This window comes from Variovorax jilinensis (assembly GCF_030316885.1).
Taxonomy (GTDB): domain Bacteria; phylum Pseudomonadota; class Gammaproteobacteria; order Burkholderiales; family Burkholderiaceae_C; genus Variovorax; species Variovorax jilinensis.
Genome location: NZ_JASZYQ010000005.1, coordinates 344,765 through 370,409, shown reverse-complemented (window position 1 = coordinate 370,409; position 25,645 = coordinate 344,765). Strand labels below are relative to the sequence as shown.

Genomic DNA, 25,645 nt, shown 5'->3' with positions numbered 1-25,645 from the left:
CCATGTCCCGACGCCTGCTCGCGGCCTTCCTGCTCGCGCTGTCGGTGTGCGCGCCGGCGCAGGCGGTGCGCATCAAGGAGGTCGCCGCGGTGCAGGGCGTGCGCTCCAACCAGCTGACCGGCTACGGCCTGGTGGTCGGCCTCGACGGCACCGGCGACCAGACCACGCAGATGCCCTACACGACGCAGAGCGTCGCCAACTACCTCCAGCAGCTGGGCATCACGCTGCCGCCGGCGCAGGCCTCGCAGCTGCAGCTCAAGAACGTGGCCGCCGTGATCGTCACGGCCACGCTGCCCGCCTTCGCCCAGCCCGGCCAGACGCTCGACATCAACGTCTCGTCGATGGGCAACTCGAAGTCGCTGCGCGGCGGCACGCTGGTGGCGACCCCGCTGCGCGGTGCCGACGGCGAGATCTACGCGCTCGCGCAGGGCAACCTCGTGATCGGCGGCGCGGGTGCCTCGGCGGCCGGCAGCAAGGTCCAGATCAACCAGCTCAGTGCGGGCCGCATTCCCAACGGCGCCCAGGTCGAGCGCGCGGTGCCCACCGCACTGAACGAGGGCGACAGCGTCAACCTCGGGCTCAACGCCGCCGACTTCGAGACCGCACGCCGCGTGGCGCAGGCGATCAACACCCGGCTCGGCGGCGGCATCGCGCGCGCGCTCGACGGCCGTACCGTGCAGGTGCAGGCACCGGTCGACGCCAACGCGCGCGTGAGCTTCATCGCGCAGCTCGAGGAACTGACGCTCGAGCAGCCGGTGCCGGCGGCACGCGTGGTGCTCAATGCGCGCACGGGTTCGGTGGTGCTCAACCAGGCGGTCACGCTCGGGCCCTGCGCCATCGCGCACGGCAACCTGTCGATCACCATCAATTCGCAGCCCGTGATCAGCCAGCCCGGCCCGTTCTCGAACGGCCGCACCGTGGTCGCCGAGCAGGCCAGCATCCAGATCAACCAGCAGCCCGGCATCCTGATCCAGGTGCCTAACGCACCGCTGCTGTCGGACGTGGTCAGGGCGCTCAACGCGCTCGGCGCGACGCCGCAGGACCTGGTGACGATCCTGCAGGCGATCAAGGCCTCGGGCGCGCTGCATGCCGAGCTGGAGGTGATCTGATGGCATTGCCGACCTCGATGCCAACCATGAGCAGCCAGGGGCTGGCGGCCGACGCGCGCTCGCTCGACGTGCTCAAGCTCGCTGCGAGCGGCAGCGATCCGAAGGCCGTCAAGGAAGCGGCCAGGCAGTTCGAATCGCTCTTCATGCGCGAGCTGATCAAGAGCATGCGCGAGGCGACCGCGAAGTCGGGCCTGATGGACAGCGACGGCGAGAAGCTCGGCACCGACCTGCTCGACCAGCAGTTCGCGGTGCAGCTGTCGGGCATGCCGGGCGGCCTCTCCGAGGCCATCACGCGCCAGCTCACGCAGCAGATGACCGGCAACGCCCGCAGTGCGACGCCGACCGTCTCGCTGCCGGGCGCCTCGGTGTCGAACCCCGGCGCGACGCAGGGCGGCTTCGTCGCCCGGCACAGCGCGGCGGCCGAGCGCGTGGCGCAGGCCTCGGGCATTCCCTCGGCCTTCATGATCGGCCAGGCCGGCCACGAGACCGGCTGGGGCCGGAGCGAGATCCGCAACGCCGACGGCAGCAACAGCTTCAACCTGTTCGGCATCAAGGCCACGGCAGGCTGGACCGGCAAGGTGGCCGAGATCACGACCACCGAGTACGTCGACGGCGCGCCGAGAAAGGTGACGGCGAAGTTCAGGGCCTACGACTCCTTCGAGGAATCGTTCCGCGACTACGCCAAGCTGATCGGCGAGAGCCCGCGCTACGCGCAGGCACGCGCCCAGACTGGATCGGTCGCGGCCTATGCCAGCGAGCTGCAGCGCGCCGGCTATGCCACCGACCCCGCCTACGCGGCCAAGCTCAGCCGCGCCATCAACACCAGCCTGCAGTTGCAGAGGTCGCAGGGATGAGTTCGCTTCTCAACGTCGGCGCGCGCGCGCTGCTCGCCAACCAGATCGCGCTGCAGACCACCGGCAACAACATCGCGAATGCCAGCACGGTCGGCTATTCGCGGCAGACCGTCGTGATGTCGTCGGTGCCGGGACAGTGGACCGGCAGCGGCTACATCGGCAAGGGCGTGGAAGTCACGACCATCGAGCGGGCGCACAGCGACTTCCTCACGCGCCAGGCCACGCTGGCCCAGTCGGTGCAGGCCATGGACAGCACACGGGCCAACCAGCTCGCGTCGCTCGAGGACATCTTCACGGGCGGCGCCAGCGGCCTGGGCGCCTCGGTGACCGACATGCTGAACGCGATCTCGGACGTCGCCGGCACGCCGACCGACATCACGGCACGCAACGTGGTGCTGACCCGCGCGGACGAGATGGCCACGCGCTTCCAGGACGCGCAGAACCGGCTCGACGACCTGCAGCACGGCGTGAACGCCCAGCTCGGGGATGCGGTCAAGTCGATCAACGGCCTGGCCTCGCGCATCGCCGCGCTGAATGCCCAGATCGCCCGCGCGCAAGGCGGCGGCCAGAGCCCCAACGACCTGCTCGACCAGCGCGACCAGGCGCTGCGCGATCTGAACCAGCAGGTGCAGACCACCACGGTGGCGGCGGACGACGGCTCGCTGAGCGTGTTCGTGGGCAGCCAGGCGCTGGTGCTCGGTGGCTCGGCGTCGCAGGTGTCGCTGACCATCGGCGACGACGGCACGCAGCAGCTCGCACTGCAGCGCGGCGCGCTGAGCAGCACGATCGAGGCCGCCACCCTGGGCGGCGGGGCGGTGGCGGGCCTGCTGCGCTTCCAGAACACCGATCTGGCCGAGGCGCGCGACCTGCTCGGGCGCATGGCGCTGGCCATCACGAGCACGGTCAATGCCCAGCATCGGCTCGGTGTCGACCTCGACGGCCATACCGGCAGCAATTTCTTCGCGCCCATCCCGGTGTCCGACGCGCTGGCCGCCAGCGCCAACACCGGCAACGCGACCATCGGCGCCAGCGTGGCCGATCCGTCGAAGCTGGTCGCCTCGTCCTACCAGCTCGACTTCGGGGCCGGCGGCAGCCTGCAGGTGACGCGGCTGTCGGACGGCCGGATGACCCAGTTCGCCGGTCCGCTGCCGGTGGAGATCGATGGCCTGACCATCGACGCCTCGGCCGGAACGTCCAACCCGGGCGACCGCTTCCTGCTCAAGCCCTACGCGAGCGCGGCCGGCCAGGTCTCGGTGGCGCTGAGCTCGCCGCGCGAGCTGGCCGCGGCCAGCCCGGTCGAGGCGCGTGCGGGCAGCACCAACAACGGCAGCCTGGCGGTCGCGTCGGTCGCGGCCGCCGGCAGCAACGCCAACCTCGGCGCCACGGTCACGCTGACCTTCACCGCGGCCGGAACCTTTGACGTCAGCGGTGCGGGGACCGGCAATCCTTCGGGCCTGAGCTACACCGCAGGCCAGCCGATCACGCTCAACGGCTGGAGCCTGACCCTGAAGGGCACGCCGAAGCCCGGCGACACCATCACGGTCCAGGCCGCCACCGCGGGCTACAGCAACCTCAACGGCGGCAACGCGGGCGCGCTGCTCGCCCTGCGCGATGCGGCCGTGTTCGACGGCGCGCCGTTGTCCGACGGCTATGCATCGCTGATGGCGACGGTCGGCGTGCGCGCCCAGAGCGCGCAGTACGCGGCCGGCATCTCGCAGTCGATCGCGACCAATCTCGAGACCAGCCGGACCAGCGTCGCGGGCGTGAACCTCGACGAGGAAGCCGCCAAGCTGCTGCAGTACCAGCAGGCCTACCAGGCCTCGGCCAAGATGATCCAGATCGCGCAGAGCATCTTCGATTCGCTGCTGCAAGGCATGAACTGAACCCCGAAGGAATTCCATGTCCGGCAACGCAACCCGCCTCGGCACCGCCAACACCTACGACAACGCGGTGCGCCAGATCACCTCGCGACAGTCCCAGCTCGCGACGCTGCAGGAGCAGCTGACCGCCGGCAAGAAGGTACTGCGCCCGAGCGACGACCCGACCGGCGCGGCCCAGGCCGAGCGCGCCATCACCCGCATGGCGCGCGTCGCGACCGACCAGCGCGCGCTCGAGGTGCAGCGCAACGCCGTGGCCACGGCAGAGTCCACGCTCGGCGCTGCCATGACCGCGGTGCAGACCTTCCGCACGCTCGCGGTGCAGGCCGGCAACACGTCGCTGACTGCCGCCGACCGCGCCAATCTGGCGCAGCAGATGACGACCCTGCGCGACCAGATCCTGGCCTACGCCAACGAGAAGGACAGCAACGGCCAGCCCCTGTTCGGCGGCCTCGGCAGCACGGCGGCGCCGTTCACCGACACGGCCGGCGGCGTCACCTACGACGGCATCGCAGGCCAGCCGGCGAGCGGCACGCTGTCGGTGGCGGCCACGCTCGACGGCCACGCGACCTGGATGAACGTGCCCACCGGCAACGGCGTCTTCGCGATCACGCAGGCGACCGGCACCGCGGGCGTCTACAGCGACGCGGGCAAGGTCACCGACCCGAGCGCGGTCACCGGCAACGACTACAGCATCGTCTTCGGCGTGAACGCGGGCGTGACGACCTACTCGGTGCTCGACACTACCAGCGGCAGCACGGTGCTGAGCGCACGGCCCTACGTCTCGGGCCAGGCGATCGCCTTCGACGGCATCTCGCTGACCGCCTCGGGCACGCCGGCCGATGGCGACGCGCTGCGTGTGAAGCCGAGCACCACCACCAGCCTGTTCGGCGTGCTCGACAGCGCCATCGCCGGCATCCGCGACGCCACCGGCAGCGCCGCGGTCGGCCAGGCCGTCGCTCAGTCGCTGGCGCAGATCGACGCCGGGATCTCGCGCCTGCAAGCCTCGCGCGGCACCGCGGGCGACCTGCTGAACCGGGTGGACGACATCTCGGGCCGGCAGGACGACCGGAGCATCCAGCTCGAGGCGGACCGCTCGCGCGCCGAGGACATGGACATGGTCAAGGGCCTGTCGGACTTCCAGAACCAGCAGACGGCGTACACCGCGGCACTCGGGACCTACGCCCAGATCCAGCGGCAGTCGCTCTTCAACTACATCGGCTAGGGCGCGGGACGACATGGCGCAGTCCGTACTCGGCAACCTGACACTGGGCTTCCGGCCGCTCTGGGGCCGCAGCCGCATGCTCGCCGGCGTGCGCCTGTTCGTGCACGAGGACGGCGACGGGGTCGATGGCCAGCACCTGCTGCGCGTGCTCGCGGAGCTGCGCGCGGCCGAATCGCCCGAGCTGCTGCTGTCGCTGCATTCGCGCCACCTGCTGGCCGACATGCTGCTGCATGCGGGCGCCGCGGACCCGGTGATCGAGGTTCCGCTCGAGTGGCTCGGCGACGCCCGGGTGCGCAGCGGCGTCATCGGCGCGCGCGCCCGCGGCGCCCGGCTGGTGTCGCGTGGCGAGGCACCGGCTGCGGCCGTCGGCGACCTCGCGCGCTGCTTCGAGCGCCGCATCGTCTCGCTGTCGGCCATCGACGCCGGCACCGCCCTGCGGGCCGGCCAGCGAGCGCGCGAATCGGCTGCGGTCGGGCGGCTGCCGCCACGCGCCGAGGGCAGCCCGGTGACCCCCAATTGCATCGTCGAAGGCGTGGCCAGCCGCGCCCTGGTCGAACACGCGCTCGACCAGCAGGGCGCCTGGGCCGTGGCCGGCTGGCCCGCCGAGGACGCGCTGCACCGCTACGCCGGCCAGCCTCTGCCACCGAGCCGCCGTGCCATCGTGCAGGCCATGAACGCGCTCGACGACGAGCCTTCGCTGGACCGGATCGAGCAGCTGATCGGCGAGGAGCCGAGCCTCGCCTACCGCCTGCTCGTGCATCTCAACTCGGCCGGCCTCGGCCTGCGCAGCGGCATCTCGTCGCTGCGCCACGGCTTCATGATGCTGGGCTTCCGCTCGCTCAACGCCTGGCTGGCCGAACAGCTGCCGCAGGCCACCGACGACGCCGACCTGCGGCCAGTCAACGCGACCATGGTGCTGCGCGGCCACCTCATGGAGCACCTGATGGACGCCGGCATCGAGGACGACCTGCGGCGCGAGGTCTACCTGTGCGGACTGTTCGCGCAGCTCGACCTGGTGCAGGACGAGCCGCTGCGCGTGAGCCTCGGCCGAGTGCCGCTGTCCGAGCGCATCGCCGCGGCCGTCATGAGCGCCAGCGGGCCCTATGCACCCAGCCTCGAGGCGGCACTGGCGCTCGAGTCGGAGGACCCGCGCCCCCTGCGCGCCGTGCGCGAACGCCACGGGCTGGCCGCCGAGGACGTCAACCGCGCGTTGCTGCGCACGCTGTCCACCTGAATTCCTTGTTTTTCTCAATGTCACTACCCGGAGTCTCGATGTCTTCTCAACCTGCCCCGGCATCCGACGCCAGCGGCGTCGCCACGGCCAGCGCGAACCACGCCCTGTCCCGCCAGGCCATCGTCGACGAGCGCCGCGCCGTCTTCGGCTATGCGCTGTTCGAGCAGCCGCGCGATCGCCAGAACGATTCCGCCGCGGTCGTGGACGCCCTGTCCGACACCGGGACCAAGTCCGTGGCGGGCGAGAAGATCGTGTTCATCCATTGCGCGTTCGAGAATCTGGACGGCGCCCACCTCGACCTGCTCGATCCCGGCAAGGTGGTGCTCGAGGTCTCGACGCCGGTCCGGCCCGGATCGCCCGAAGCGATCGAGGAAGGCCGGCTCAAGCTGGCGCGCATCCACGAAAGCGGGTTCAGGCTCGCGTTCGGCCCGGCCGTGCTGGAGCCGCTCTACGTCTCGTGGCGGCCGCTCGCATCGTTCATCAAGCTCGACCTCACGGGACACTCGAAGGAGGACATCGAGCGCGCCGTCAAGTCGGCCCGCGCTGCCAGCCGTGCCGAACTGGTGGCCGAGCAGGTCGACACCGCCGAGCAGTACGAGATGATGAAGCGCCTGGGCGTCAAGCTGTTCCAGGGCCGCTGGTTCGCGCAGCCTTCGGCGATCAGCGACAAGGCGGTGCAGACCTCGCACGCCACCATCCTGCAGCTGATCAACCTGGTGCGGCGCGAGGCCGACCTCGACGACATCGAGAGCCTGATCAAGAAGGACCCCACGCTTTCGTACAAGCTGCTGCGCATGATCAATTCCTGCGGCTTCGGGCTCAGCGTCGAGGTGACCTCGTTCCGGCACGCGGTGATGATCCTCGGCCTCAACAAGCTCAATCGCTGGGCCACGCTGCTGATGACCGTGGCGCGCCCGGGCGGTGCGGCACCGGCGGCCGGCACCACCGCGGTCGTGCGCGGCCGGCTCATGGAATTGCTGGCCGCCGAGCTCATGCCTCAGGAAGACTGCGACGACGCCTTCATCGTCGGCGTGTTCTCGCTGCTCGACACGCTGGTCGGTGTGCCGCTGGACCAGGCCCTCGAGTCGGTCACGCTGCCCGAGCCGGTGGTGGCGGCCCTGCTGCGCAACGAAGGCAAGCTGGCGCCCTTCCTGGCGCTGACCAAGGCCTGCGAGTCGGGCGACGATGCGGTCTTCGCGACTGCGGCCGACCAGCTGCAACTGACCAACCACCAGGTCAACTGGGCCCACCTGCAGGCCCTCTTGTGGGCCGACGAACTGCAGCGCTGATCCGCCCGGGCGCGGCTACCATGCGGCGTCGATGTCCCGCACGTCCCCACTCACCGCCACCGCCACCGCCACCGCGTCGATCGGCTTCGAAGGTCCGTCGCACGAGGTCGCGCGCCGGCTGATCGGCGTCACCGTGCTGGTCGATGGCGTGGGCGGGCGCATCGTCGAGACCGAGGCCTACGACGCCAGCGAGCCGGCGGCCCACAGCTTCGGCGGCCTGCGGCCGCGCAACGCGTCGCTCTTCGGCCCGCCCGGCCATGCCTACGTCTACCGCTCCTATGGCATCCACTGGTGCCTGAACTTCGTCTGCCGCGAGAGCGGCCACGGCGCCGGGGTGCTGATCCGCGCGCTGGAGCCGACCCACGGGCTGGAGCGCATGGTCGAAAGGCGCGGCACAGAGAACCCCCGCCTGCTGTGCGCCGGCCCCGGCCGGCTCGGCCAGGCCCTCGGCATCGACGCCGGCTTCGACGGCATGGCGCTCGACGCGCCGCCCTTTCTCCTGCTTGCTCCCGCCGACGGCCATCCGCCGCTGGAGATCGAAGCGGGCCCGAGGATCGGCATCTCGAAGGCGGTCGACCTGCCATGGCGCTTCGGCGAGCGGGGTTCGCGCTTCTTGAGCAAGCCGTTCCGGACCGATCCGCGCTCGTAGGCGGCACTTCGGGTGATATCTGTAATGAGAATTGTTATCATTCTCTTTTCTCGATTCACTGCCGTCCTTTGCGAGTGCACCCCTCCACCCCCGAAATCCGCGCCCTGTACGTCGCGCACCAGGGCTGGCTGCGCGGCTGGCTGTCGGGCCGCCTGCGCTGCGGCTTCGCGGCGTCCGACCTGACGCACGACACCTTCGTCAACCTGATGGAGCAGCCGGAGCTGCCCACGCTGCGCCAGCCGCGGGCCTTCCTGCAGGTGGTCGCGAGCCGGCTCATGATCAACCGATTCCACCGGATGACGGTGGAGGCCGAGGTGCTGCGCGCCGTCGCGATGACGTCCGAGGGCGATCTCGCGCCCAGCGCGGAAGAACAGGCCTCGCAGCGGCAGATGCTGGGTCAGGTGCTGGCCATGCTGGCGCACGAGCTCGACGAGAAGAGCCGGACCGCCTTCGTGCTGGCGCGCGTCGACGGGCAGTCGTACCGCGAGATCGCGACCCGCCTCGGCGTCTCGGAGACACGCGTGAAGCAGTACCTCGCCAAGGTGCTGCTTCATTGCCACGGCCGCATGACGGCGGCCACGTCGCCGAGCTCCCAGAGCGCGACATGAATCCGGCGGCCGCCCTCGCGATGCCGGACGCGCCCGACATCGCGCCCGAGTCGCGCATGCGCGCCGAGGCAGCCGAATGGATCATCCGGCTCGGCGACGAAGCCGTCGACGACCGCACGCAGGCCGACTGCGCAGCCTGGTGCGCACGGCATCCGCGTCACGGCCAGCTGCTGCGGGAAATGCAGCAGCTGTGGAACGCCGTGACGTGCGACACGCCGGTGCCGCGCCCGGTCCGCATCAAGCCTCGAAGCCGGCAGGTCGCATCGGTCCTCGGCCTGCTGGTGCTGGTGCCCTGCCTGTTGCTGGTGGCCCGTGCCCTGCCCTGGCGCTACTGGCTTGCCGACGAGCGCACCGCCGTCGGCGAGGTGCGCGAGCTGCGCCTGGCCGATGGCAGCCGCCTGACCCTCAACAGCGACAGCGCGGTCGACATCGACATGGCCGGCGACAAGCGGCGCGTCCGGCTGCGGCGCGGCGAGATCCATGTCGAGGTCGCCAAGGCCTCGACACCCTTCGTGGTCATCGGCCGCGACGGCAGCGTGCGCGCGCTGGGCACCCGCTACGCGGTGCGCAAGGAGGCGCAGGACACACTGGTGACGGTCACCGAGTCGCGGGTGCTGGTGCGACCGCGCGAAGCGAGCGACAAGTCGGTCGAGCTCGTCGCGGGGAGTCAGCTGCGCTTCGACCGCCAGGGCATCACGCATGCGGCCAGCTCGGCGCCGTCCACTGCGCTCGCCTGGCAGCAGGGAAGGCTGGTATTCGACGACACGCCGCTGCCCGAGGTGCTGCGCGAGCTGGCCCGCTATCGCCCCGGACTGCTGCTCGGCGCGGACGAGCCGGCGTTGTCGGAGCTGCGCTTCACGGGGGTGCTTCCCACCGCGCGCAGCGACGAGGCCTTGGCGCTGCTGGCGGCCACGCTGCCCCTGAAGGTCTCGCGCCTGTCGCCCTGGATGGTGAGCGTCAGCGCCGCGAAAACGGCGGCACGGTAAAAAAACTTCGAGAGCCCCTACCCGAATTCGCGCGCCGATTGTCTTAGTTGGTGAGAAGGACTCACACACACTATGACAAGCACCTCGAACATCGACACAGGACGAGCGCCCGGCCGGCGCTCGATGACGCGCCGACTCACCGCCCTCACGCTTGCGCTCTGCGCCGCCACCGGCGCCAGCCTGGCCCAGACCCCGCCGCCCGCAGCAACGGCGGCCCTGGACTGGAGCCAGCCCGCACAGCCCCTGGGCAGCGCGCTGAACGCGTTGGCCCTGCGCACGGGCATGACCGTCGGCGTCGATGCCGAGGCGGTTCGCGGCAAGCAGGCGACGGCCCTCCATGGCCGCTACACGCCCGACCAGGCGCTGCAGCAACTGCTCCAGGGCAGCGGGCTGGAAGCCTCCCGCAGTTCCTCGGGCGGCTGGGTCCTGCGCCCGGCCGCGGCCGCCGTTGCGCCCGCTGCGGCTGCTGCGTCCGTGGCATCCGCAGGTGACGCCCGCCAGCTCGATGAAGTCCGTGTCGTGGCCTCGCGTTCGACCGCGACCGAAGGCACCGGCTCCTTCACCACCGACGCTCCGATGGCCACCGCCACCGGCCTGCCGCTGACGCTGCGCGAGACGCCGCAGTCCGTGAGCGTCATCACGCGCGAGCGCATGGACGACCAGGGCCTGACCGAGATCAGCGACGTGCTGCGCCAGGCCACCGGCCTGAGCTTCATCCAGAACGGCAACGCCGGCAGCGACGCCAACTCGGTCTACTCGCGCGGCTTTCTGGTCGAGAACTACCAGGTCGACGGCATTCCGCAGAGCGGCAGCTGGCTCACCCAGAGCGGCGACCTGGCCTTCTACGACCGCGTCGAGGTCATTCGCGGCGCCACCGGCCTGATGAACGGCGTCGGCACGCCGGCGGCCACGATCAACCTGGTACGCAAGCGGCCGACCGACCAGTTCCAGGCCAACGCCACGGTCAGCGCCGGCACCTGGAACAACTACCGCGGCGAGGTCGACATCGGCGGCCCGCTCAACGAAGCCGGCAACGTGCGCGGCCGCATCGTGGCCGCGGTGCAGGACAGCGACTCGTGGATCGACCGCTACAAGCAGACCAGGCGCCTCTTCTACGGCATCGTCGAGGCCGACGTCACCTCGTCGACGCGCGTGACGGCCGGGCTCTCGATCCAGAAGCTCGACAACGACGCCACGGCACGCAGCGGCCTGCCGCTCTATTTCAGCGACGGCACGCTGTCGAACTTCTCGCGCTCGCAGAGCGCCGCCGCCGACTGGGCCCATTCCTACCAGGACCAGCAGCAGTTCTTCGCCTCGGTCGACCACACGCTGGGCGCGGGCTGGAAGCTGCACGCCGGCTTCAACCAGTCGCGGCGCGGCTACGACGACGTGATCGGCTACGCCACCGCCGGCTTCGTCGACCGCTGGACCGGCACCGGCCTCGGCCTGTGGGCCAACCGCTGGGACTCCAAGCCGGTGCAGAACTCGGGCGACCTGTACGCCAGCGGTCCGTTCGAGCTCGGCGGCCGCCAGCATGAACTCGTCGTCGGCCTGAACGGCTCGCGCACCAAGGACGAGCCGCCGATCTACGACGGCTGGAGCAATCCGCAGATCCCGAACTTCTACACCTGGAACGGCGCCTATCCCTTCCAGCCCGAGAATCCGCGCACCGGCACCCAGACCACCATCACCGAGCAGAGCGGTGCCTACGCGACCGCACGCCTGAAGCCCACCGATGCGCTCGCGGTCATCCTCGGCGCGCGCGTGAGCAACTGGAGCGAGGACGTCGACGTGCGCCTGTTCGACGGCACCACCAGCGCCAGTTCGCGCAGCGAGAACGGCGTCGTCACGCCCTACTTCGGCCTGGTCTACGACCTCGGCAGCCACTGGTCGGCCTACACCAGCTTCACCGACATCTTCCAGCCCCAGACCAACCGCACCATCAGCGGCGACTACCTCGCTCCCCTCAAGGGCAAGGCCTACGAGGCCGGCGTCAAGGGCGCCTTCTACGAGGACCGGCTCAACGTCAGCGCGGCCGTCTTCGAGATCCGTCAGGACAACCTCGCGGTGGCGCTACCCAACCAGTTCGCGCCCGATGGCTCGCAGGCCTACCGCGCGGCGCAGGGCACGACCTCGCGCGGCTACGAGTTCGAGGCGGCCGGCGAAGTGATGCCGGGCTGGCAGATCGGCGCCGGCTTCTCGCGCGCCGTGGCCCGCGATTCCGAAGGAGTTCGCCTCAACACCCAGGTGCCCGACAACATGCTCAAGCTGTTCACGGCCTACCGCATCGCGAGCATCGGCCGTGGCCTGACCGTGGGCGGCGGCCTGAACTGGCAGAGCCGCACCTACAGCACGGGCCTCGGCCCGGACTATGACCAGACCTTCACGCAGTCGAGCTACTCGACGTTGGACCTGATGGTGCGCTACCCGATCAGCAGGCAGCTGTCGCTGGCGGTGGCGCTCAACAACGTCTTCGACAAGAAGTACTACACGAGCACCTCGAGCAGCTACTACGGCGCCCCGCGCAACGTGCTGGTCACGCTGCGCGCGTCGTACTGAGCCGTGCCGTTGCTGTCGCGTTTCCTCGCTGCCGTGCTGGGCGGCTACCTGCTCGCCTCGGCCGCGGCGATCTTCCTCGCCGCGACCTTTCCCGCCACCGCCGCGGCCCGCGCCGAAGGCGCGCTGGCTGGCATGCAGCTGGCATTCGTCGTGTACACGGGCGCCGTGATCTGGTCGTTCTCGCCGGTGCCGCAGTCGCGCGTCTGGGCCGGCCTGCTGGTGCCGGCCGCGCTGCTGGCCACTGCCAGCTGCCTGTGGCCGCGCCTGGGGAGCTAGCGTCATGTCGAAGCAAGGCAAACCGAGCACCGGCATGGCCGATGGCGGCTTTCGCCAGGCCATGGCGTGGCTTCACACCTGGTGCGGGCTCTGGTTCTCGTGGCTGCTGTTCGCGATCTTCCTGACCGGCACGCTGGCCGTGTTCGCCGAGCCGATCACGCACTGGATGTCGCCCGAGCATCGCGCCGAGGAAGCGGCCGAGGAAGCCGCGCATGCGGCACAGGCTGCCAAGCCGACCGCGCCCGATCCGGCAGCCGCGAGCCGCGGCCAGCGCCTCGAATGGGCCGTGGCCTACATGGCGCAGCATCATCCCAAGGCTTCGATGTGGGAGCTGTGGCCGGCCGATGCCAAGGGCGGCGGCGGGCTCACGGCGTACTGGTTCGACGAGAACCGGCAATACGCCTCGGCCAGGCTCGACCCGGCCAGCGGCCGTCCGCTGCCGGCCGAGGCGGCCGATGCACACCGCGCGACCGTCGGCGGCCATCACTTCGTGGACTTCCACTACCAGCTGCACGCGGGCAACGTGGGGCTCTGGATCGTCGGCGTGGCGGCCATGGCGATGCTGGTCGCGCTGGTCTCGGGCGTCATCACGCACAAGCGGATCTTCAAGGACTTCTTCACCTTCCGACCGGCCAAGGGCCAGCGCAGCTGGCTCGATGCGCACAACGCGGTCGCGGTGCTGACGCTGCCCTTCCAGTTCATGATCGCCTACACCGGGCTGGTCATCTCCGGCCTGACCTTCATGCCGGCCGCCGGCCTCGTGCACTTCGGCCTCGGTGCCGAGGCGCGAGAGCAGTTCATCGAGCAGATCGGGAATCCCGGCAAGCCCGCGCCGAGCGGCACCGCGATGGCGCTGCCCGCGCTCGAGCCCTTCGCGGCGCGCGGCGAGCGCCTGATGGGCCAGCCGGTGCGTGCCGTGGTGATCGACCACCCCGGCGACGCCGCGGCGCGCATCTCGGTGTACGGCTGGAACGACGAGGCCGAGGCCCTGCATCGCCTGAGCCCAAGCAGCGGCATGGCCTCCTTCGAAGCGGCGAGCGGCCGGCTGCTGGAACTGCGCCGGCCCGGCAGCGTGGCGGGCGGCACGGCACCACTCGCGCAGTCGGTGATGGGCAGCCTGCACATGGCGAGCTACGGCGGCTGGGCCGTGAAGTGGCTGTACTTCCTGGCCGGACTGGCCGGCACCGCCATGATGGCCACCGGCGCCATCCTCTTCACGGTCAAGCGGCGCGGCCGCCACACGGGCGCCTTCGGCGCTTCGAGCGCACGGGTCTACCGGCTCATCGAATCCCTCAACGTCGCCGCGATCGCCGGACTGTCGATCGCCTGCATTGGCCTGCTCTGGGCCAACCGCCTGCTGCCGGTGGCGCTTGAGTCGCGCACGGGATGGGAACTGCGCATCTTCTTCGGGCTGTGGCTGCTCGCGCTCGCGCACGCCCTGCTGCGGCCGCGCTTCGATGCCTGGCGCGAGCAGCTGTGGGCACTCGCCGCCCTGTGCCTGCTGCTGCCCGCGCTCGATGGACTGAGCACCGGCGACTGGCCCTGGACGCAGTGGATGCGCGGCGACCTGGAGAGCCTCGGCGTTGCCACCGCAGCGCTGCTGCTGGGCGTCGGCGCCGCATCGATCGCGACTCGGAGCCACCCTCCATGAGCACGCTGTCCGCTTCACTGCTGGCGTCGGCCCTGTGCTTCGCTGCCATGGCGGCGCTGGCCTTCGCGATGGATCGCCATCACGCCCAACTGACGCAGCAGCACGAGGTGCCGCGCCGCCGGCGCCTCGTGCTGCGCGGCGGCGCGATGGCGCTGCTGGCGCTGGCCCTGGCGTCCTGCATCGCGGGCTGGGGCGGCAGCGTGGGCAGCGTCGCCTTCATCGGCTTCCTGTCGCTCGGCGCCCTGCCCGTGGCGCTGCTGCTGCCCTACCGGCCGCGTCTCCTGCCGGGGCTCGCGCTCGTGCTGACGCTGGGTGCCGCGGCCTTCGCTTGCACCGGCGCGAGCTAGCGCTGCAATGCCGCGCCGCGCCCCGTCCCCCTCGACCAAGCTTCATTCAAACGACCCGATCCTCATGCGCCCTCACCCTCTCCCAGGCCTTCGCCGCGCCGCCTGCATCGCGGCAACCGCCCTGCTCCTCGCCGGCACCGCGCGGGCCGACTATCTCTGGCTGCAGCGCGAGAGCCCGACCGACGCCAGCGGACGCTTCGGCGAAGTCGGCAAGCCCGCGCAACCGGTCGCAGGACTGGCATCCGTGCGTGCGGCGGCGGCCGACGGCAAGGAACACGCCACCGCCGTCCAGGGCGACCGGATCTCGCTTCCGGGCCATGCGGCCGGCACGACCGGCGACCTGCGGCTGACCGCGCGCGCCAGCATGGCCCCGGGCCGGCTGAACTACTACCAGGCCAAGGCCGGCCGCAGCGAGACGCAGCCGGTCAACGATCTCGAACTGGTGCCGACGGAGCCCGGCGGCAACACGTTCAAGCTGATGTGGAAGGGCAAGATCGTTGCCGCCACGCAGGTCAACGTCGACACCTCCGATGGCTGGCAGCGCGTGCTCAGGCCGGGGCCGGACGGCACGCTCACGCTCGAGACGCCGTTCCCGGGCCTCTACGTGCTCGAAGTGACGGCGCGAGTCGACGGCGCCGCCACCGTCGACGGCAGGAAGTACGAGGACGTCCGCCACACCGCGACCCTGAGCTTCGAGGTGCCGCGCCGATGAGCCGACACGGTGACAAGCCCTTGCGACGACGCGGCCGCCTGCTGGCGACGGCACTGCTGCTGGCGGCTGCTGCCGCCGGCGTCTGGGCCTGGCGTTCCGAGCCGGAGTCCGCCTACCTCACGCAACGGGTCGGCCGGGCCGACATCGAGTCCACCGTGACCGCGATCGGCACCCTGCAGCCGCGGCGCTTCGTCGACGTCGGTGCCCAGGTGTCGGGGTTGATCCAGAAGCTTCCGGTGGAACCGGGCAGCACCGTGAAGAAGGGCGACCTGCTGGTCGAGATCGATCCCAGCGTGCAACGCGCGACCGTGGACGCCGGCCGGGCCGCGCTGGCCGCATTGCGTGCCCAGCTCGACGATCAGCGCGCGCAGCTCGTTCTCGCCGAGCGGCAGTTCTCGCGCCACAAGCTCCTGGCCGCGGCAGGTGCATCGCGGCTCGAGGAACTGCAGATCGCGGAGGCCGCCTTCCAATCCGCAGGGGCCAAGATCGCGAACCTGCAGGCGCAGATCGCGCAGACGCAGGCCACCCAGCGCGCCGAGGAGGCGCGCCTCGGCTTCACGCGCATCTATGCGCCGATGGACGGCACCGTGGTCTCGGTCGACGCGCGTGCGGGTCAGACACTCAACGCGACCTACCAGACACCCAACATCCTTCGCATCGCCGACCTCACGACCATGACCGTCTGGACCGAGGTCTCCGAAGCCGATGTCGGTCGGGTCAAGGCCGGGATGCCGGTCTATTTCACGACGCTGGGCAACGCCGACAGCGCCCATCCGCGGCGCTGGGACGCGCGTGTGCGCCAGGTGCTGCCCGCGCCGCCGTCGAGCGAGAGCGAGGCCGCCGCCAAGGGCAGCGCCGGCGGCGCCGCTGCTGCCAGCAAGGCGGTGGTCTACACGGTGCTGTTCGACATCGACAACGCCGACGGCGAACTGATGCCGAAGATGACCGCGCAGGTCGGCTTCGTCGCGGCGCAGGCCAGGGACGTGCTTGCCGTGCCGCTGGCGGCGCTGCAGCCCGTGGCCGATCGGCGCGGCGTGTTCGCCGCGCGCGTGCTCGGCGCGAAGGGGCAGCCGGAGCCGCGGGAGGTGCGCATCGGCGTGCGCAGCCGGCACCTGGCCGAAGTCACCGACGGCCTGCGCGAAGGCGAGGCACTGATCGTGAGCGACAACCCGCCGGTGGCGAAGCGGTGGCTTCAGTGGTGACGCCCCCTGCGCCAGCCGAGGCGCTGATCGCGCTGCGCAATCTGCGAAAGCGCTACGGCGGCCCCGGCGAGGGCGATGGCCAGCAGCCCGAGGTCGAGGTGCTGCACGGCATCGACCTGCGCATCGACGCCGGCGAGTTCGTCGCCATCGTGGGCGCCTCGGGCTCCGGCAAATCCACGTTGATGCACATCCTCGGCTGCCTGGACCGCGCGAGCGAAGGCAGCTACCACTTCGCCGGCCACGACGTCGCCGCCTTCACCGCCGACCAGCTGGCCTGGCTGCGGCGCGAGGCCTTCGGCTTCGTGTTCCAGGGCTATCACCTGATCGCCACCGAATCGGCCCGCGAGAACGTCGAGGTGCCGGCCATCTACGCCGGCGCTCCGCAAGCCGAGCGTGCCGCCCGTGCCGAAGCACTGCTGCAGCGCCTGGGGCTGGCCGGCAAGCTCGACCTGCGGCCGAACCAGCTCTCGGGTGGCCAGCAGCAGCGGGTGTCGATCGCGCGCGCGCTGATGAACGGCGGCCGCATCATCCTGGCCGACGAGCCGACCGGCGCGCTCGATTCGCAGAGCGGCACCGAAGTGATGGCGCTGCTGCACGAGCTCGCCGATGCCGGCCATACGATCATCCTGATCACGCACGACCGCGCGGTGGCGGCGCAGGCGCGTCGCGTCATCGAGCTGCGCGACGGCCGCATCGTCGACGACAGCGGCAACCACAGCGGCATCGCGCGCGAAGGCGATCGCGCCCTGCCCGCACTCGATGTCGCGCAAGCGGCCTCGGACCGCGGCGCCACCTTCGGCGGCAACCTGCGCGAATCCCTGCGCACCGCCCTGCGGGGCATGCGGCTGAACCGGTCGCGCACCGGCCTCACGCTGCTGGGCATCGTGATCGGCGTCGCCTCGGTGATCGTGATGCTGGCGGTCGGCGAAGGCGCCAAGCAGCGCGTGGTGGCGCAGATGGGCACGCTCGGCACGACCATCATGTACCTGGGCGCGCGCGGACCGGCGAGCGGGGGACCCCCCGGCCCGATCACGCCCGAGGACCTGGCGGCGATCGCCGAGCTGCCCGCCATCGGCCATGTGATGCCCGTGATCGGCGACCCGATCACCGTGCGCTACGGCCGCGCCGACCGCGAGGTCTATGTCTTCGCCGCCAGCCAGGACATGCCGACCGTGCACCACTGGAAGCTGGGCCAGGGCCGCTACTACACCGAAGCCGAGGACCGCGACCTGGCGCCGCTGGTGGTGCTGGGCCACAACACCCGCGCGCATTTCTTTCCTGACGTGGCCGACCCGCTGGGGCGCCAGCTGCTGATCGGCAACTCGCCGTTCGAGGTCATCGGCGTGATGAGCGAACGCGGCAGCGACTCGGGCGCGGAGAGCTACGACGACATGGTCTTCATCCCCTACCGGGCCGGGCGCGCGCGGGTCTACCAGGCACAGACGCAGCCCGACTACACGGTGGTCACGGCGGCCTCGGTGGCACAGGTCCGCGAGGCCGAGGCCGCGATGCGCACGCTGCTTCTCGCGCGCCATGGCCGCGAGGACTTCGCCATCAGCAACCCTGCCGCCAAGCTGCAGGCGGAGGCCGAGACGCGCAGTGCCATGACGATGATGCTCGGCCTGGTGGCCGCGGTCTCGCTGCTGGTCGGCGGCATCGGCGTGATGAACGTGATGCTCATGACGGTGCGCGAGCGCACCCGCGAGATCGGCATCCGGATGGCGACCGGTGCGCGCCAGCGCGACATCCTGCGCCAGTTCCTGACCGAGGCGATGCTCGTGACCTGGGTCGGCGGAACGGCCGGCGTGGTCGCCGGGCTGCTGGTGGGCGGCGCCCTCATCGCCTGGGGCGTGCCGGTGATCTTCTCGGTCACGGCGATGGCCGGCGCGTTCCTGTGCGCGGTCGCCACCGGGCTGGTGTTCGGCTACATGCCGGCGCGCACCGCGGCGCGGCTGGACCCGGTGGTGGCGCTTGGCGGGCAGTGAGTCGGCGGAGCGCACGTGCATGCCGTCCGGCCCGACCGCGGAGGTGCTCGCCGAGCGGCTCCGCGCGGCAGGACTGCGCCCGACCGCGGTGCGCATCGGCGTCCTGGAAGTGATGCAGGCGAGCGGTGCGTCCTTCGCCTCGGCCGCCGAGATCTGCGTCCGAATGATCGAGCGCGGCAGCGGCGCGAGCGGCGGCACCCTCTATCGCGCCATCCACGAACTGGAGGCGCACGGCTTCCTGCTGCGCATCACCGACTGCGCGCGCAGGACACGCTACCGCCTGCACATTCACGCCGACCCGCCAGGAACGCTGCAGATCGTCTGCCACGGCAGCGGGCGCACCGTCACCATCGCGGAACCGGCGCTGGCCGATCACCTGGCGTCGGCGCTGCGGCAGGTGGGGTTCGATCCCGCGGGCCACACGATGACGATCTACCTCGATCCGGATCGGCTTTCGCCGGGATAGCCGCCGGCGCAGCGGGGGCGCGCCGCGCATGCTCGGCTAAAGTCGGCGCAAGGAGTACCAAGCCCGTCATGCAATTCCGGCTCTTCACCTCATTGCGCGGCTGGCGCCCCGACTGGCTGCCGCGCGATCTGCTCGCCGGGCTGATGCTCGCGGCCATCGCGATCCCCGGACAGCTCGCGACCGCGCGGCTGGCCGGCATGCCGCCCGAGACCGGCCTCTATGCCTTCGCCGCGGCCTCGATCGCCTTCGCGGCCTTCGGCGCCAATCGCTTCATGTCGGTCGGAGCCGATTCGACGATCGCGCCGATCTTCGCGGGCGGGCTGGCCTCGGTCGCGGTCGGCAGCGGCCTGAGCTACCCGCAACTGGCAAGCCTGCTCGCGCTGGTGGTCGGCACCGTGCTGGTGGTGGTCGGGTTGCTGCGCGCCGGCTGGCTCGCAACGCTGCTTTCGGTGCCGGTCGTCACCGGGTTCCTGGCCGGCATCGCGGTGCACATCGTCGTCGGCGAACTGCCCGCGCTGCTCGGCGTCGCGGGCGAATCCGGCCATGTGCTCTTCCGGCTCGTGCATGTGCTGGCGAAGGTCCCCGATGCCAATCCCTATGCCCTGGCCGTGGGCCTGGGCGTGCTGGCGACGACCATCATCGCCTCGCGCATCAGCGCGCGCATTCCGGGGGCGCTGATCGGGCTGGTCGCGGCAGGCTGCGCGGTCGCCCTGTTCGGGTTGAAGGACCATGGCGTCAGCCTGCTCGGCGCATTGTCGGTGCCGCTGCCCCAGGTCAGCCTGCCCGGACTGCCCGACTTCGGCACCTTCGGGCGGCTGCTGCAACTGGCGCTGGTCGTGGCGATGGTCTGCATCATGCAGACCGCCGCGGTGGCCGGCACCTTCCCGTCCGATGAAGGCAGGCCCGACAACGTCAGCCGCGATTTCTCCGCGGTCGGCGCGGGCAGCCTGCTGGCCGGCCTCGTCGGTTCGTTCCCGGTCGACTCCAGCCCGCCGAGGACGGCCATCGTGCGCGAATCGGGCGGCCGCTCGCAGGTGGCATCGCTGGCGGCCGTGGCCTTGATCGTCGTGCTCGCGGCCGTGGCTTCGGGGCTGATGGCCTACGTGCCGCACGCGGCGCTGTCCGGCATCCTCGTCTACATCGCGCTGCGCATCTTCCGGATCGACCAGATGCGCCAGATCCGGCGCCGCGGCGGCTCCGAGATTCTTCTGGTGCTGGTCAGCGCCGCGCTGGTCATCGTGCTGCCCATCGAGACCGGCATGCTGCTGGCGATCGTGATGTCCTTCGTGCACAGCTTGTACGTGGTGGCGCGTCCGTCGTGTGCCGAGCTGGCGCGCGTCGCCGGCACCACCGTGTGGTGGCCGCCGGCGCCGGGCGCGGCAGTCGAGCACGTGCCCGGCGTGCTCGTGATCGCGCCCGGAGCCCCGCTCAACTTCACCAACGCCGATCACATCGGCACCTACATCCGCGCTGCCATTGCGGGCCGCAATCCCGCCGTGAAGCTGCTGGTGATCGAGGCCACCGGCATGATCGACATCGACTACACCGGCTCGCAGATCCTGCGGCGGCTGATCGCCGAACTCGGCCAGCAGGGCGTCAGCGTCGCGATGGCCCGCTTGTCGGCCGGACGCGCCCAGGCGCAGGCGCAGCGTACCGGCCTGATCGACACCCTCGGTGCCGACCACGTCTTCATGTCGGTCGAGGATGCGGTGCGCAAGCTGGGGCCGATCCAGAGCAGCAGTCCGTGACCGGAGCCGGGCAGCCTTTCGGCGGTCCGATCCTGATCGGCGTGCGCGGTCGGTCACAATGAACCGACACACAAGGACCAAGCAATGGCAACCACTCTTCCGGTCACTCTCGAGGAACTGAGCGAATGGATCACCGACAAGGCTCGAAGGACCTCCGGCTGCGCGGGCCTCAAGGTGAGCGTCCAGTCCAAGCTGCCCAAGTCCGATCACGCCGGGAAGAACTGGGCTGATTCGCTGGTGATCAGCACCGGTGACTGCGGCATCGACGAGGCGTTTGCCGCCATCGCGAATGCGCAGCGCGACGCGATCGGTCGCTTCCATATCTCGTAAGACGGCCGTCCGCTCGAACAGGCCGAGAACTGGTGAGCGGGGGAGCGCCTGGTTCTAGGCCTTGACCGGCGCCGGGCGCAATGAATCCAGCGATTTCGCAGACTCGCTGGCGATGGCCTCTATGACCCTGAGTGCTTCGTCATGGATGCGCATCTGCCCCTGCCACAGCGCAGACTTCACCATGCTGATGTCGCTGTCCCGCCCCTTGGTGTCGGCAGCGCACAGTTCGAAGGCCTCGAGTCGGCCGCGAATGTCGAGATCGTTCGGAATCTCCCTGAGACGCGCGATCGCCTGCGGAATGGTCATGGACATGAAGTGCCTTTCAGGCGATGAGGGAGCGTGGAGTGTGGGGCATTCGATCAGCGGGCGCGGCGTGAATGACCTTATTTCTCCAGATCGGTCCCGTCACGCAGCCGATGCCCTACGATGGCAGCCACCCTGGCCCCGACTGCCAGGGCGCCAGCGGTTCTTCAATGGTGTGGCGCGCTTCCTTCGATCGAACAGCAAGCCGTCCTCTGGATCGATGATCACGTCATCGCCCGAAAGCTCAACATGACCGATGAACCGACATTTCACGAATCGTCGGGCACTGTCCGTTTCTGGGTGCTCGTCGGCGAGGAACACGTCGGTGCGAGCGTCGGCAGGGAGACCCTCCACTATCGCTATCACCCGACCGGACGCGACGACACGCCCCTGTCGACCTTCGCGGACCATGTCCAGGAGATCCACGAAGCGGTGCGACGCCGGGTCGCCGGCGGCTCGGTCGAGCCCGTCATGCTGCGCGATGCGGATCTGCGTGCCCTGCCGGCTGCACCGTAGTCGATGACGCTCACGAGGAACGCCCTCCTTCCTTTCCCACGATGAGGCCGTCGAGGCCCACCTGCCGAGCGAGTCGCTGACCAGGCCGCCGGTCTGCTCGACTGGGTCCTGCTGATGGGTGCACGTCGTAGCGCGACACCATCACTGTCAAGGCAGTGTCACAGCCGTCGACCAAGATTGTGGCAAATTTGGTGTTTGTGGATATTTCTGCAAAATACCACTTCCATTCCAGACCACTGTTCGAGACCACCCGACGCCATGCTTCGAGAAGAACGCTTCCTGCGCATCCGCAACCTGCTGGCCACCTTCTCGCGCGTGAGCGTCGACAGGATCGTGCAGGACCTCGCGATCTCGCGCGAGACCGTGCGTCGCGACCTGCTCGAGCTCGAAGGCGCCGGTGAACTGCGCCGGGTGCATGGCGGCGCCGTGGCCACGGGGCCCGAGCCTGAGCCGCCGCTGGCCGTGCGGCTGGTGGCGCGCCAGAAAGAGAAGCGCGCGATTGCCAAGGCCGCGATCGGGCTGTTGCGTCCGGGTCAGACGCTGTTCCTCGACGCCGGCAGCACGACCTCGATGCTGGCCGAGGAGATCGCCATGCTCAGCGGCATGACGGTGATCACCAATTCGCTGAACATCGCGCTCAAGCTGGCCGGCGCCGACGAGGGCCGCAGTTCGCACAACGACGTGCGGCTGCTGGGCGGCGAAATCGATGCGGCCACACAGGCCACGCACGGCGACGGCACGCTGGAGGACATCCGTCGATTCCGCGCCGACGTGGCGCTGCTGTCGCCGGTCGGCCTGCACCCCAGGCACGGCGCGATGAGTTTCGAGCACCACGAAGCGGCGGTGGCGCGCGCCATGGCCGCGCAGGCGCAGCAGGTCGTCGTCCTGGCCGACCACAGCAAGATCGGCTTGCCCAGCCGGATGACGTATGCGCGCTGCCTCGACATCGACGTCGTCGTGACCGACGCCAAGGCCCGCGGCATGGCAGCGCTCGCTGCATTGCGCAAGGCCTGCGAGCGGGTGATCGTCGCCTGAGTCGATGGGCCGCTGCCCTGCCCTGAAGTGTTCCCGGTCCGCGCAGGAATCAGCCTGCGCAGGCCTGTCCCGTCGGTGGCCACTCGCCACCCTGTTCCTGGAATTGGAGTTCCCGCAATGATTCACACCCTCCGCCCCCTGGCCCTCGCCATCGTGTTCGGCTCGTTCCTGACCGCCTGCGGCAGCCCCGGTCCTTCGGCACCCGCGATCGACAACAGCGCCATCGGCAAGCCCGATTTCCGTCCGCACGTCACGACCTACGGCGTGGTCTACAAGCTTCCGAAGGAAGTGAACGACGTGCTCGACGCCCGCGTGTATCCGGTGCTGCGGCAGGACCTGGTGCGCCTCGGTCTGCAGGCCGAGGCGCAGCTCTTCAACATCCCGCACGTGACGGTCGTGCACATCCACAGCGCCGACCCCGCCACGCCGATGAAGATGCTCAAGGCGCTGCCCAAGCCGCCGGCGCCGATCCCGCTGACCCTCAAGACCTTCTACACGACCGAGGCCGCCAAGGACGCGGGCCGGCCGTGGTGGCTGGACCTCGGCATCGTCAAGACCGGCCCGGGCTTCGAGGCACTGATGGCCTACAACACCGTGACCACCGCGGCCATGGCACCGTTGCGCGACGGCCCGCTGCCCCGCGTGACCGGACCGGTCTACGCCAAGATGGGCGAGGCCGGCCGCGAACTGGTCAAGACCGTGGGCGTGAGCGGCGTCAACGTGGTGAAGGACGGCAAGGAACTGCGCTCGCACAACCCGCACAACACGCTGGTCTACAGCATGGTGCCCTTCACGCCGGCGCTGCAGGGCGCCATGAACCAGGAGGCGGCCAAGTTCAACGCGGTGCTGCCCGACGGCATCAACACCACCTTCCGCGACGTGTCGATCGTCGAGCTCGCCTTCTCCGGCAACGTGACCCGCGAGATCTACCGGATCAGCCTGGTGGATGGCACGGTCACGGACGTCGCGACGGGCAAGATCGTCAGGTAGCGGCGCCTGGTCGGCGTCACAGCTCGGCAATGAAATGCGAGATGTGCGCCGTTTCTCCTTCGCGCAGGAAGGCGCGGACGCGGTTCTCGAGTTCCTCGTCCGCCAGCGTGGACCGCGATCGCTGGTGCAGGTACTCCGCCCAGGAAGAAACGATGAAGCGCTCGAGGTAGCGGGTCGGGTCCTGCAGGTCCCGGTAGACGCGCCAGAAGTTCGCGCCATCGCGCCGACGCGATGCGCGCAGCTGACCGACCGCCAGCAGGAAGGCCCTGGACTCCCCTGCGCGGATGCGATAGCCGATCTCGACGGCCACCGGTCCGTCTCCCGGAAGGGGCTGGTCCTTGACCATGAGTTCCTCCCACAGAACGGCCGGCGTGACCTCCAGCGTGGCACCGATGCGCAACGGAAGCCAGCGTGACAGGAAGACGCCGCCCACCATGACGATGGCCGCGATGCTCAGTGCCGCGGGGAGCCCGGCGATGCCCGACACCGCGCCCCAGAAGGCCGAGCCGATGGCGAAGGACCCCAGCGCGCTCACGGTATGCAGGGCCACGGCGCGCGACCGCACCCAGGGCGGGGCACTGGTCTGCGTCGCGGTGTTGAAGGTGGCCATGACCGCCATCCATGCCGCACCGCCGACGGTCAGGGCTACGAAGACGATCGCAGGCATGCGCACGTAGGCAGCCACCAGCATGACGGCCGCGAAGACGACGCAGCCGATCGCCACCAGGCGTTCGAGCCCGAGGCGTGCGCGAAGCTTGCCGAGAACGAGCCCGATGGCGACCGCACCGCCGCCCAGACATCCCATGAGGTTGCCGAAGCCCGCGGCGCCGAGTTGCAGCTGCTGGGCCGCGATGGCGGGCAGCAGCGCCCACAGCGCCGAGCCGGCACCGCTGTACGCGACGGTCCGCAGCAGCTGCGCGAGGATCAGCGGCGAGTGCCGCGCGTAGCGCAGGCCCGCAACGGTGCCGCTCCAGAGGCGCTCGGGCGGCAGCGGCGATTTCGCATGCGGCGCCGGCGGCCAGCGCCGCACCACCTGCACCAGCGCCACCGAACTGAGCACCGCGAGCGCGAAAACGCTGCCCGCGCCCAGCCACGCGAACACGAGGCCGGCAACGGCCGGGCCGAGCGCGCGTGCGCTGTTCCATGCGATCGACATCGCCGTGATGGCCTGCGGCATGTCCTCGCGCGGGACCGCATCGGCCACGCTGGTGTTCCATGCGGGCGAGAGGATGGCCGTGCAGCATCCCGCCGCGAACGTGAAGGTCAGCAAGGCGACCGGACCGGCCCAGCCGGCCAGCGCGAAGACCGACAGCACGACCACGATGCCCACCTGGACGCCGAGCGCGATCAGGATGAGGCGCCGCCGGTCCATCGTGTCGGCGAGCACCCCGGCAGGCAGCGCCAGCAGGAACATCGGCAGGAACACCGCGGTCTGCACCAGTGCCGCCAGGAAGGAGGAGCCGGTCAGCTCCACCATCAGCCAGGAGGCGGCCATCACCTGCATCGCGTTGCCGATGAAATAGATCGCGCTGCCGAGCCATCGGGCGCGGAAGGCCGGCAATCGCAGGGGCGACCACAGGGAATTGGAGGCGGATGTCATGGAGACGGCGTGGGAGGGCGCAGGTGTGCGCGTAGGCGCGGGCGCTTCATTCTCTTCGGAAGGCGTCCGGGGCCCGGGAAGGGACCGCCTGGGC

The 25,645-nt window shown here is 70.3% G+C and carries 24 protein-coding genes; 22 read left to right on the top strand and 2 right to left on the bottom strand.

Features of this window, described 5'->3' with window-relative positions; genetic code table 11:
* Positions 1–2 precede the first annotated feature (2 nt).
* From QTH87_RS20005 to QTH87_RS19915, 19 genes are all read left to right on the top strand, one after another.
* Complete coding sequence (locus QTH87_RS20005; protein WP_286611746.1) at positions 3–1,109, top strand: flagellar basal body P-ring protein FlgI; 1,107 nt, start codon at positions 3–5, stop codon at positions 1,107–1,109.
* Positions 1,109–1,963: a flagellar assembly peptidoglycan hydrolase FlgJ gene (gene flgJ / locus QTH87_RS20000; protein ID WP_286611745.1), complete on the top strand. Its 855-nt coding sequence runs from the start codon at positions 1,109–1,111 to the stop codon at positions 1,961–1,963. Before QTH87_RS20005 ends, flgJ begins: the two co-directional genes overlap by 1 nt.
* A complete protein-coding gene (flgK, locus tag QTH87_RS19995; RefSeq protein ID WP_286611744.1) occupies positions 1,960–3,846 on the top strand; it encodes a flagellar hook-associated protein FlgK in 1,887 nt (628 codons plus the stop codon). Before flgJ ends, flgK begins: the two co-directional genes overlap by 4 nt.
* Before the next feature lie 16 nt (positions 3,847–3,862).
* On the top strand, positions 3,863–5,065 hold the full coding sequence (flgL, locus tag QTH87_RS19990; RefSeq protein ID WP_286611743.1) for a flagellar hook-associated protein FlgL: 1,203 nt from the start codon (positions 3,863–3,865) through the stop codon (positions 5,063–5,065).
* 13 nt (positions 5,066–5,078) lie between these two features.
* Positions 5,079–6,299 (top strand): HDOD domain-containing protein, encoded by a 1,221-nt coding sequence (locus QTH87_RS19985; protein ID WP_286611742.1) that lies wholly within the window; start codon positions 5,079–5,081, stop codon positions 6,297–6,299.
* A gap of 38 nt (positions 6,300–6,337) precedes the next feature.
* A complete protein-coding gene (locus QTH87_RS19980; RefSeq protein WP_286611741.1) occupies positions 6,338–7,588 on the top strand; it encodes an EAL and HDOD domain-containing protein in 1,251 nt (416 codons plus the stop codon).
* 31 nt (positions 7,589–7,619) lie between these two features.
* Positions 7,620–8,237: a DNA-3-methyladenine glycosylase gene (locus tag QTH87_RS19975; RefSeq protein ID WP_286611740.1), complete on the top strand. Its 618-nt coding sequence runs from the start codon at positions 7,620–7,622 to the stop codon at positions 8,235–8,237.
* A gap of 74 nt (positions 8,238–8,311) precedes the next feature.
* The gene (locus tag QTH87_RS19970) at positions 8,312–8,845 is read left to right on the top strand and encodes a sigma-70 family RNA polymerase sigma factor (protein ID WP_286611739.1); all 534 of its coding nucleotides are present in this window, start codon (positions 8,312–8,314) and stop codon (positions 8,843–8,845) included.
* Positions 8,842–9,831: a FecR family protein gene (locus tag QTH87_RS19965; protein WP_286611738.1), complete on the top strand. Its 990-nt coding sequence runs from the start codon at positions 8,842–8,844 to the stop codon at positions 9,829–9,831. The genes QTH87_RS19970 and QTH87_RS19965 overlap by 4 nt, the downstream gene beginning before the upstream one ends.
* A 72-nt stretch (positions 9,832–9,903) precedes the next feature.
* A complete protein-coding gene (locus QTH87_RS19960) occupies positions 9,904–12,390 on the top strand; it encodes a TonB-dependent siderophore receptor (RefSeq protein WP_286611737.1) in 2,487 nt (828 codons plus the stop codon).
* Positions 12,391–12,399: 9 nt separating this feature from the next.
* A complete protein-coding gene (locus QTH87_RS19955; RefSeq protein WP_444812815.1) occupies positions 12,400–12,666 on the top strand; it encodes a DUF3649 domain-containing protein in 267 nt (88 codons plus the stop codon).
* 4 nt (positions 12,667–12,670) lie between these two features.
* On the top strand, positions 12,671–14,317 hold the full coding sequence (locus QTH87_RS19950; protein WP_286611735.1) for a PepSY-associated TM helix domain-containing protein: 1,647 nt from the start codon (positions 12,671–12,673) through the stop codon (positions 14,315–14,317).
* Complete coding sequence (locus QTH87_RS19945) at positions 14,314–14,664, top strand: DUF3325 family protein (RefSeq protein WP_286611734.1); 351 nt, start codon at positions 14,314–14,316, stop codon at positions 14,662–14,664. The genes QTH87_RS19950 and QTH87_RS19945 overlap by 4 nt, the downstream gene beginning before the upstream one ends.
* Before the next feature lie 64 nt (positions 14,665–14,728).
* Positions 14,729–15,376 carry a hypothetical protein gene (locus tag QTH87_RS19940; protein ID WP_286611733.1) on the top strand — a complete coding sequence of 216 codons (648 nt, stop codon included), beginning with the start codon at positions 14,729–14,731 and terminating at the stop codon, positions 15,374–15,376.
* Complete coding sequence (locus QTH87_RS19935; RefSeq protein ID WP_286611732.1) at positions 15,373–16,578, top strand: efflux RND transporter periplasmic adaptor subunit; 1,206 nt, start codon at positions 15,373–15,375, stop codon at positions 16,576–16,578. Before QTH87_RS19940 ends, QTH87_RS19935 begins: the two co-directional genes overlap by 4 nt.
* Positions 16,575–18,563, top strand: coding sequence for an ABC transporter permease (locus tag QTH87_RS19930; RefSeq protein WP_286611843.1), 1,989 nt, complete (start codon positions 16,575–16,577; stop codon positions 18,561–18,563). Before QTH87_RS19935 ends, QTH87_RS19930 begins: the two co-directional genes overlap by 4 nt.
* A 19-nt stretch (positions 18,564–18,582) precedes the next feature.
* Positions 18,583–19,029 (top strand): Fur family transcriptional regulator, encoded by a 447-nt coding sequence (locus QTH87_RS19925; RefSeq protein ID WP_286611730.1) that lies wholly within the window; start codon positions 18,583–18,585, stop codon positions 19,027–19,029.
* A gap of 68 nt (positions 19,030–19,097) precedes the next feature.
* Positions 19,098–20,777 (top strand): SulP family inorganic anion transporter, encoded by a 1,680-nt coding sequence (locus tag QTH87_RS19920; protein ID WP_286611728.1) that lies wholly within the window; start codon positions 19,098–19,100, stop codon positions 20,775–20,777.
* 84 nt (positions 20,778–20,861) lie between these two features.
* Positions 20,862–21,107, top strand: coding sequence for a hypothetical protein (locus QTH87_RS19915; protein ID WP_286611727.1), 246 nt, complete (start codon positions 20,862–20,864; stop codon positions 21,105–21,107).
* Between the two features lie 54 nt (positions 21,108–21,161).
* Here QTH87_RS19915 and QTH87_RS19910 read toward each other — a convergent pair whose 3' ends face one another.
* On the bottom strand, positions 21,162–21,419 hold the full coding sequence (locus tag QTH87_RS19910) for a hypothetical protein (protein WP_286611725.1): 258 nt from the start codon (positions 21,417–21,419) through the stop codon (positions 21,162–21,164).
* Positions 21,420–21,533: 114 nt separating this feature from the next.
* Between QTH87_RS19910 and QTH87_RS19905 the strand changes: the two genes are divergently transcribed.
* The 3 genes from QTH87_RS19905 to QTH87_RS19895 all read left to right on the top strand — a co-directional run bounded on the left by QTH87_RS19905 (position 21,534) and on the right by QTH87_RS19895 (position 23,951).
* Entirely contained in the window at positions 21,534–21,926 is a 393-nt protein-coding gene (locus tag QTH87_RS19905; RefSeq protein WP_286611723.1) for a DUF1488 family protein, read from the top strand.
* 258 nt (positions 21,927–22,184) lie between these two features.
* Positions 22,185–22,961 (top strand): DeoR/GlpR family DNA-binding transcription regulator, encoded by a 777-nt coding sequence (locus QTH87_RS19900; RefSeq protein ID WP_286611722.1) that lies wholly within the window; start codon positions 22,185–22,187, stop codon positions 22,959–22,961.
* Between the two features lie 117 nt (positions 22,962–23,078).
* Positions 23,079–23,951, top strand: coding sequence for a hypothetical protein (locus QTH87_RS19895; RefSeq protein WP_286611721.1), 873 nt, complete (start codon positions 23,079–23,081; stop codon positions 23,949–23,951).
* A gap of 16 nt (positions 23,952–23,967) precedes the next feature.
* On the opposite strand, the gene QTH87_RS19890 is transcribed toward QTH87_RS19895, so the two are convergent.
* The gene (locus tag QTH87_RS19890) at positions 23,968–25,551 is read right to left on the bottom strand and encodes an MFS transporter (protein ID WP_286611720.1); all 1,584 of its coding nucleotides are present in this window, start codon (positions 25,549–25,551) and stop codon (positions 23,968–23,970) included.
* Positions 25,552–25,645 lie beyond the last annotated feature (94 nt).

Excerpts from the sequence above, each read along its gene's own strand:
- QTH87_RS19985 (WP_286611742.1), top strand. The coding sequence starts at position 5,079 with ATGGCGCAGTCCGTACTCGGCAACCTGACACTGGGCTTCCGGCCGCTC.
- QTH87_RS19890 (WP_286611720.1), bottom strand. The coding sequence starts at position 25,551 with ATGACATCCGCCTCCAATTCCCTGTGGTCGCCCCTGCGATTGCCGGCC.
- QTH87_RS19980 (WP_286611741.1), top strand. The coding sequence starts at position 6,338 with ATGTCTTCTCAACCTGCCCCGGCATCCGACGCCAGCGGCGTCGCCACG.
- QTH87_RS19900 (WP_286611722.1), top strand. The coding sequence starts at position 22,185 with ATGCTTCGAGAAGAACGCTTCCTGCGCATCCGCAACCTGCTGGCCACC.
- QTH87_RS19940 (WP_286611733.1), top strand. The coding sequence starts at position 14,729 with ATGCGCCCTCACCCTCTCCCAGGCCTTCGCCGCGCCGCCTGCATCGCG.
- QTH87_RS19915 (WP_286611727.1), top strand. The coding sequence starts at position 20,862 with ATGGCAACCACTCTTCCGGTCACTCTCGAGGAACTGAGCGAATGGATC.
- QTH87_RS19965 (WP_286611738.1), top strand. The coding sequence starts at position 8,842 with ATGAATCCGGCGGCCGCCCTCGCGATGCCGGACGCGCCCGACATCGCG.
- QTH87_RS19920 (WP_286611728.1), top strand. The coding sequence starts at position 19,098 with ATGCAATTCCGGCTCTTCACCTCATTGCGCGGCTGGCGCCCCGACTGG.
- QTH87_RS19950 (WP_286611735.1), top strand. The coding sequence starts at position 12,671 with ATGTCGAAGCAAGGCAAACCGAGCACCGGCATGGCCGATGGCGGCTTT.
- QTH87_RS19945 (WP_286611734.1), top strand. The coding sequence starts at position 14,314 with ATGAGCACGCTGTCCGCTTCACTGCTGGCGTCGGCCCTGTGCTTCGCT.
- flgJ (WP_286611745.1), top strand. The coding sequence starts at position 1,109 with ATGGCATTGCCGACCTCGATGCCAACCATGAGCAGCCAGGGGCTGGCG.
- QTH87_RS19910 (WP_286611725.1), bottom strand. The coding sequence starts at position 21,419 with ATGTCCATGACCATTCCGCAGGCGATCGCGCGTCTCAGGGAGATTCCG.
- QTH87_RS19935 (WP_286611732.1), top strand. The coding sequence starts at position 15,373 with ATGAGCCGACACGGTGACAAGCCCTTGCGACGACGCGGCCGCCTGCTG.
- QTH87_RS19960 (WP_286611737.1), top strand. The coding sequence starts at position 9,904 with ATGACAAGCACCTCGAACATCGACACAGGACGAGCGCCCGGCCGGCGC.
- flgK (WP_286611744.1), top strand. The coding sequence starts at position 1,960 with ATGAGTTCGCTTCTCAACGTCGGCGCGCGCGCGCTGCTCGCCAACCAG.
- flgL (WP_286611743.1), top strand. The coding sequence starts at position 3,863 with ATGTCCGGCAACGCAACCCGCCTCGGCACCGCCAACACCTACGACAAC.
- QTH87_RS19925 (WP_286611730.1), top strand. The coding sequence starts at position 18,583 with ATGCCGTCCGGCCCGACCGCGGAGGTGCTCGCCGAGCGGCTCCGCGCG.
- QTH87_RS19905 (WP_286611723.1), top strand. The coding sequence starts at position 21,534 with ATGGCAGCCACCCTGGCCCCGACTGCCAGGGCGCCAGCGGTTCTTCAA.
- QTH87_RS19975 (WP_286611740.1), top strand. The coding sequence starts at position 7,620 with ATGTCCCGCACGTCCCCACTCACCGCCACCGCCACCGCCACCGCGTCG.
- QTH87_RS20005 (WP_286611746.1), top strand. The coding sequence starts at position 3 with ATGTCCCGACGCCTGCTCGCGGCCTTCCTGCTCGCGCTGTCGGTGTGC.
- QTH87_RS19895 (WP_286611721.1), top strand. The coding sequence starts at position 23,079 with ATGATTCACACCCTCCGCCCCCTGGCCCTCGCCATCGTGTTCGGCTCG.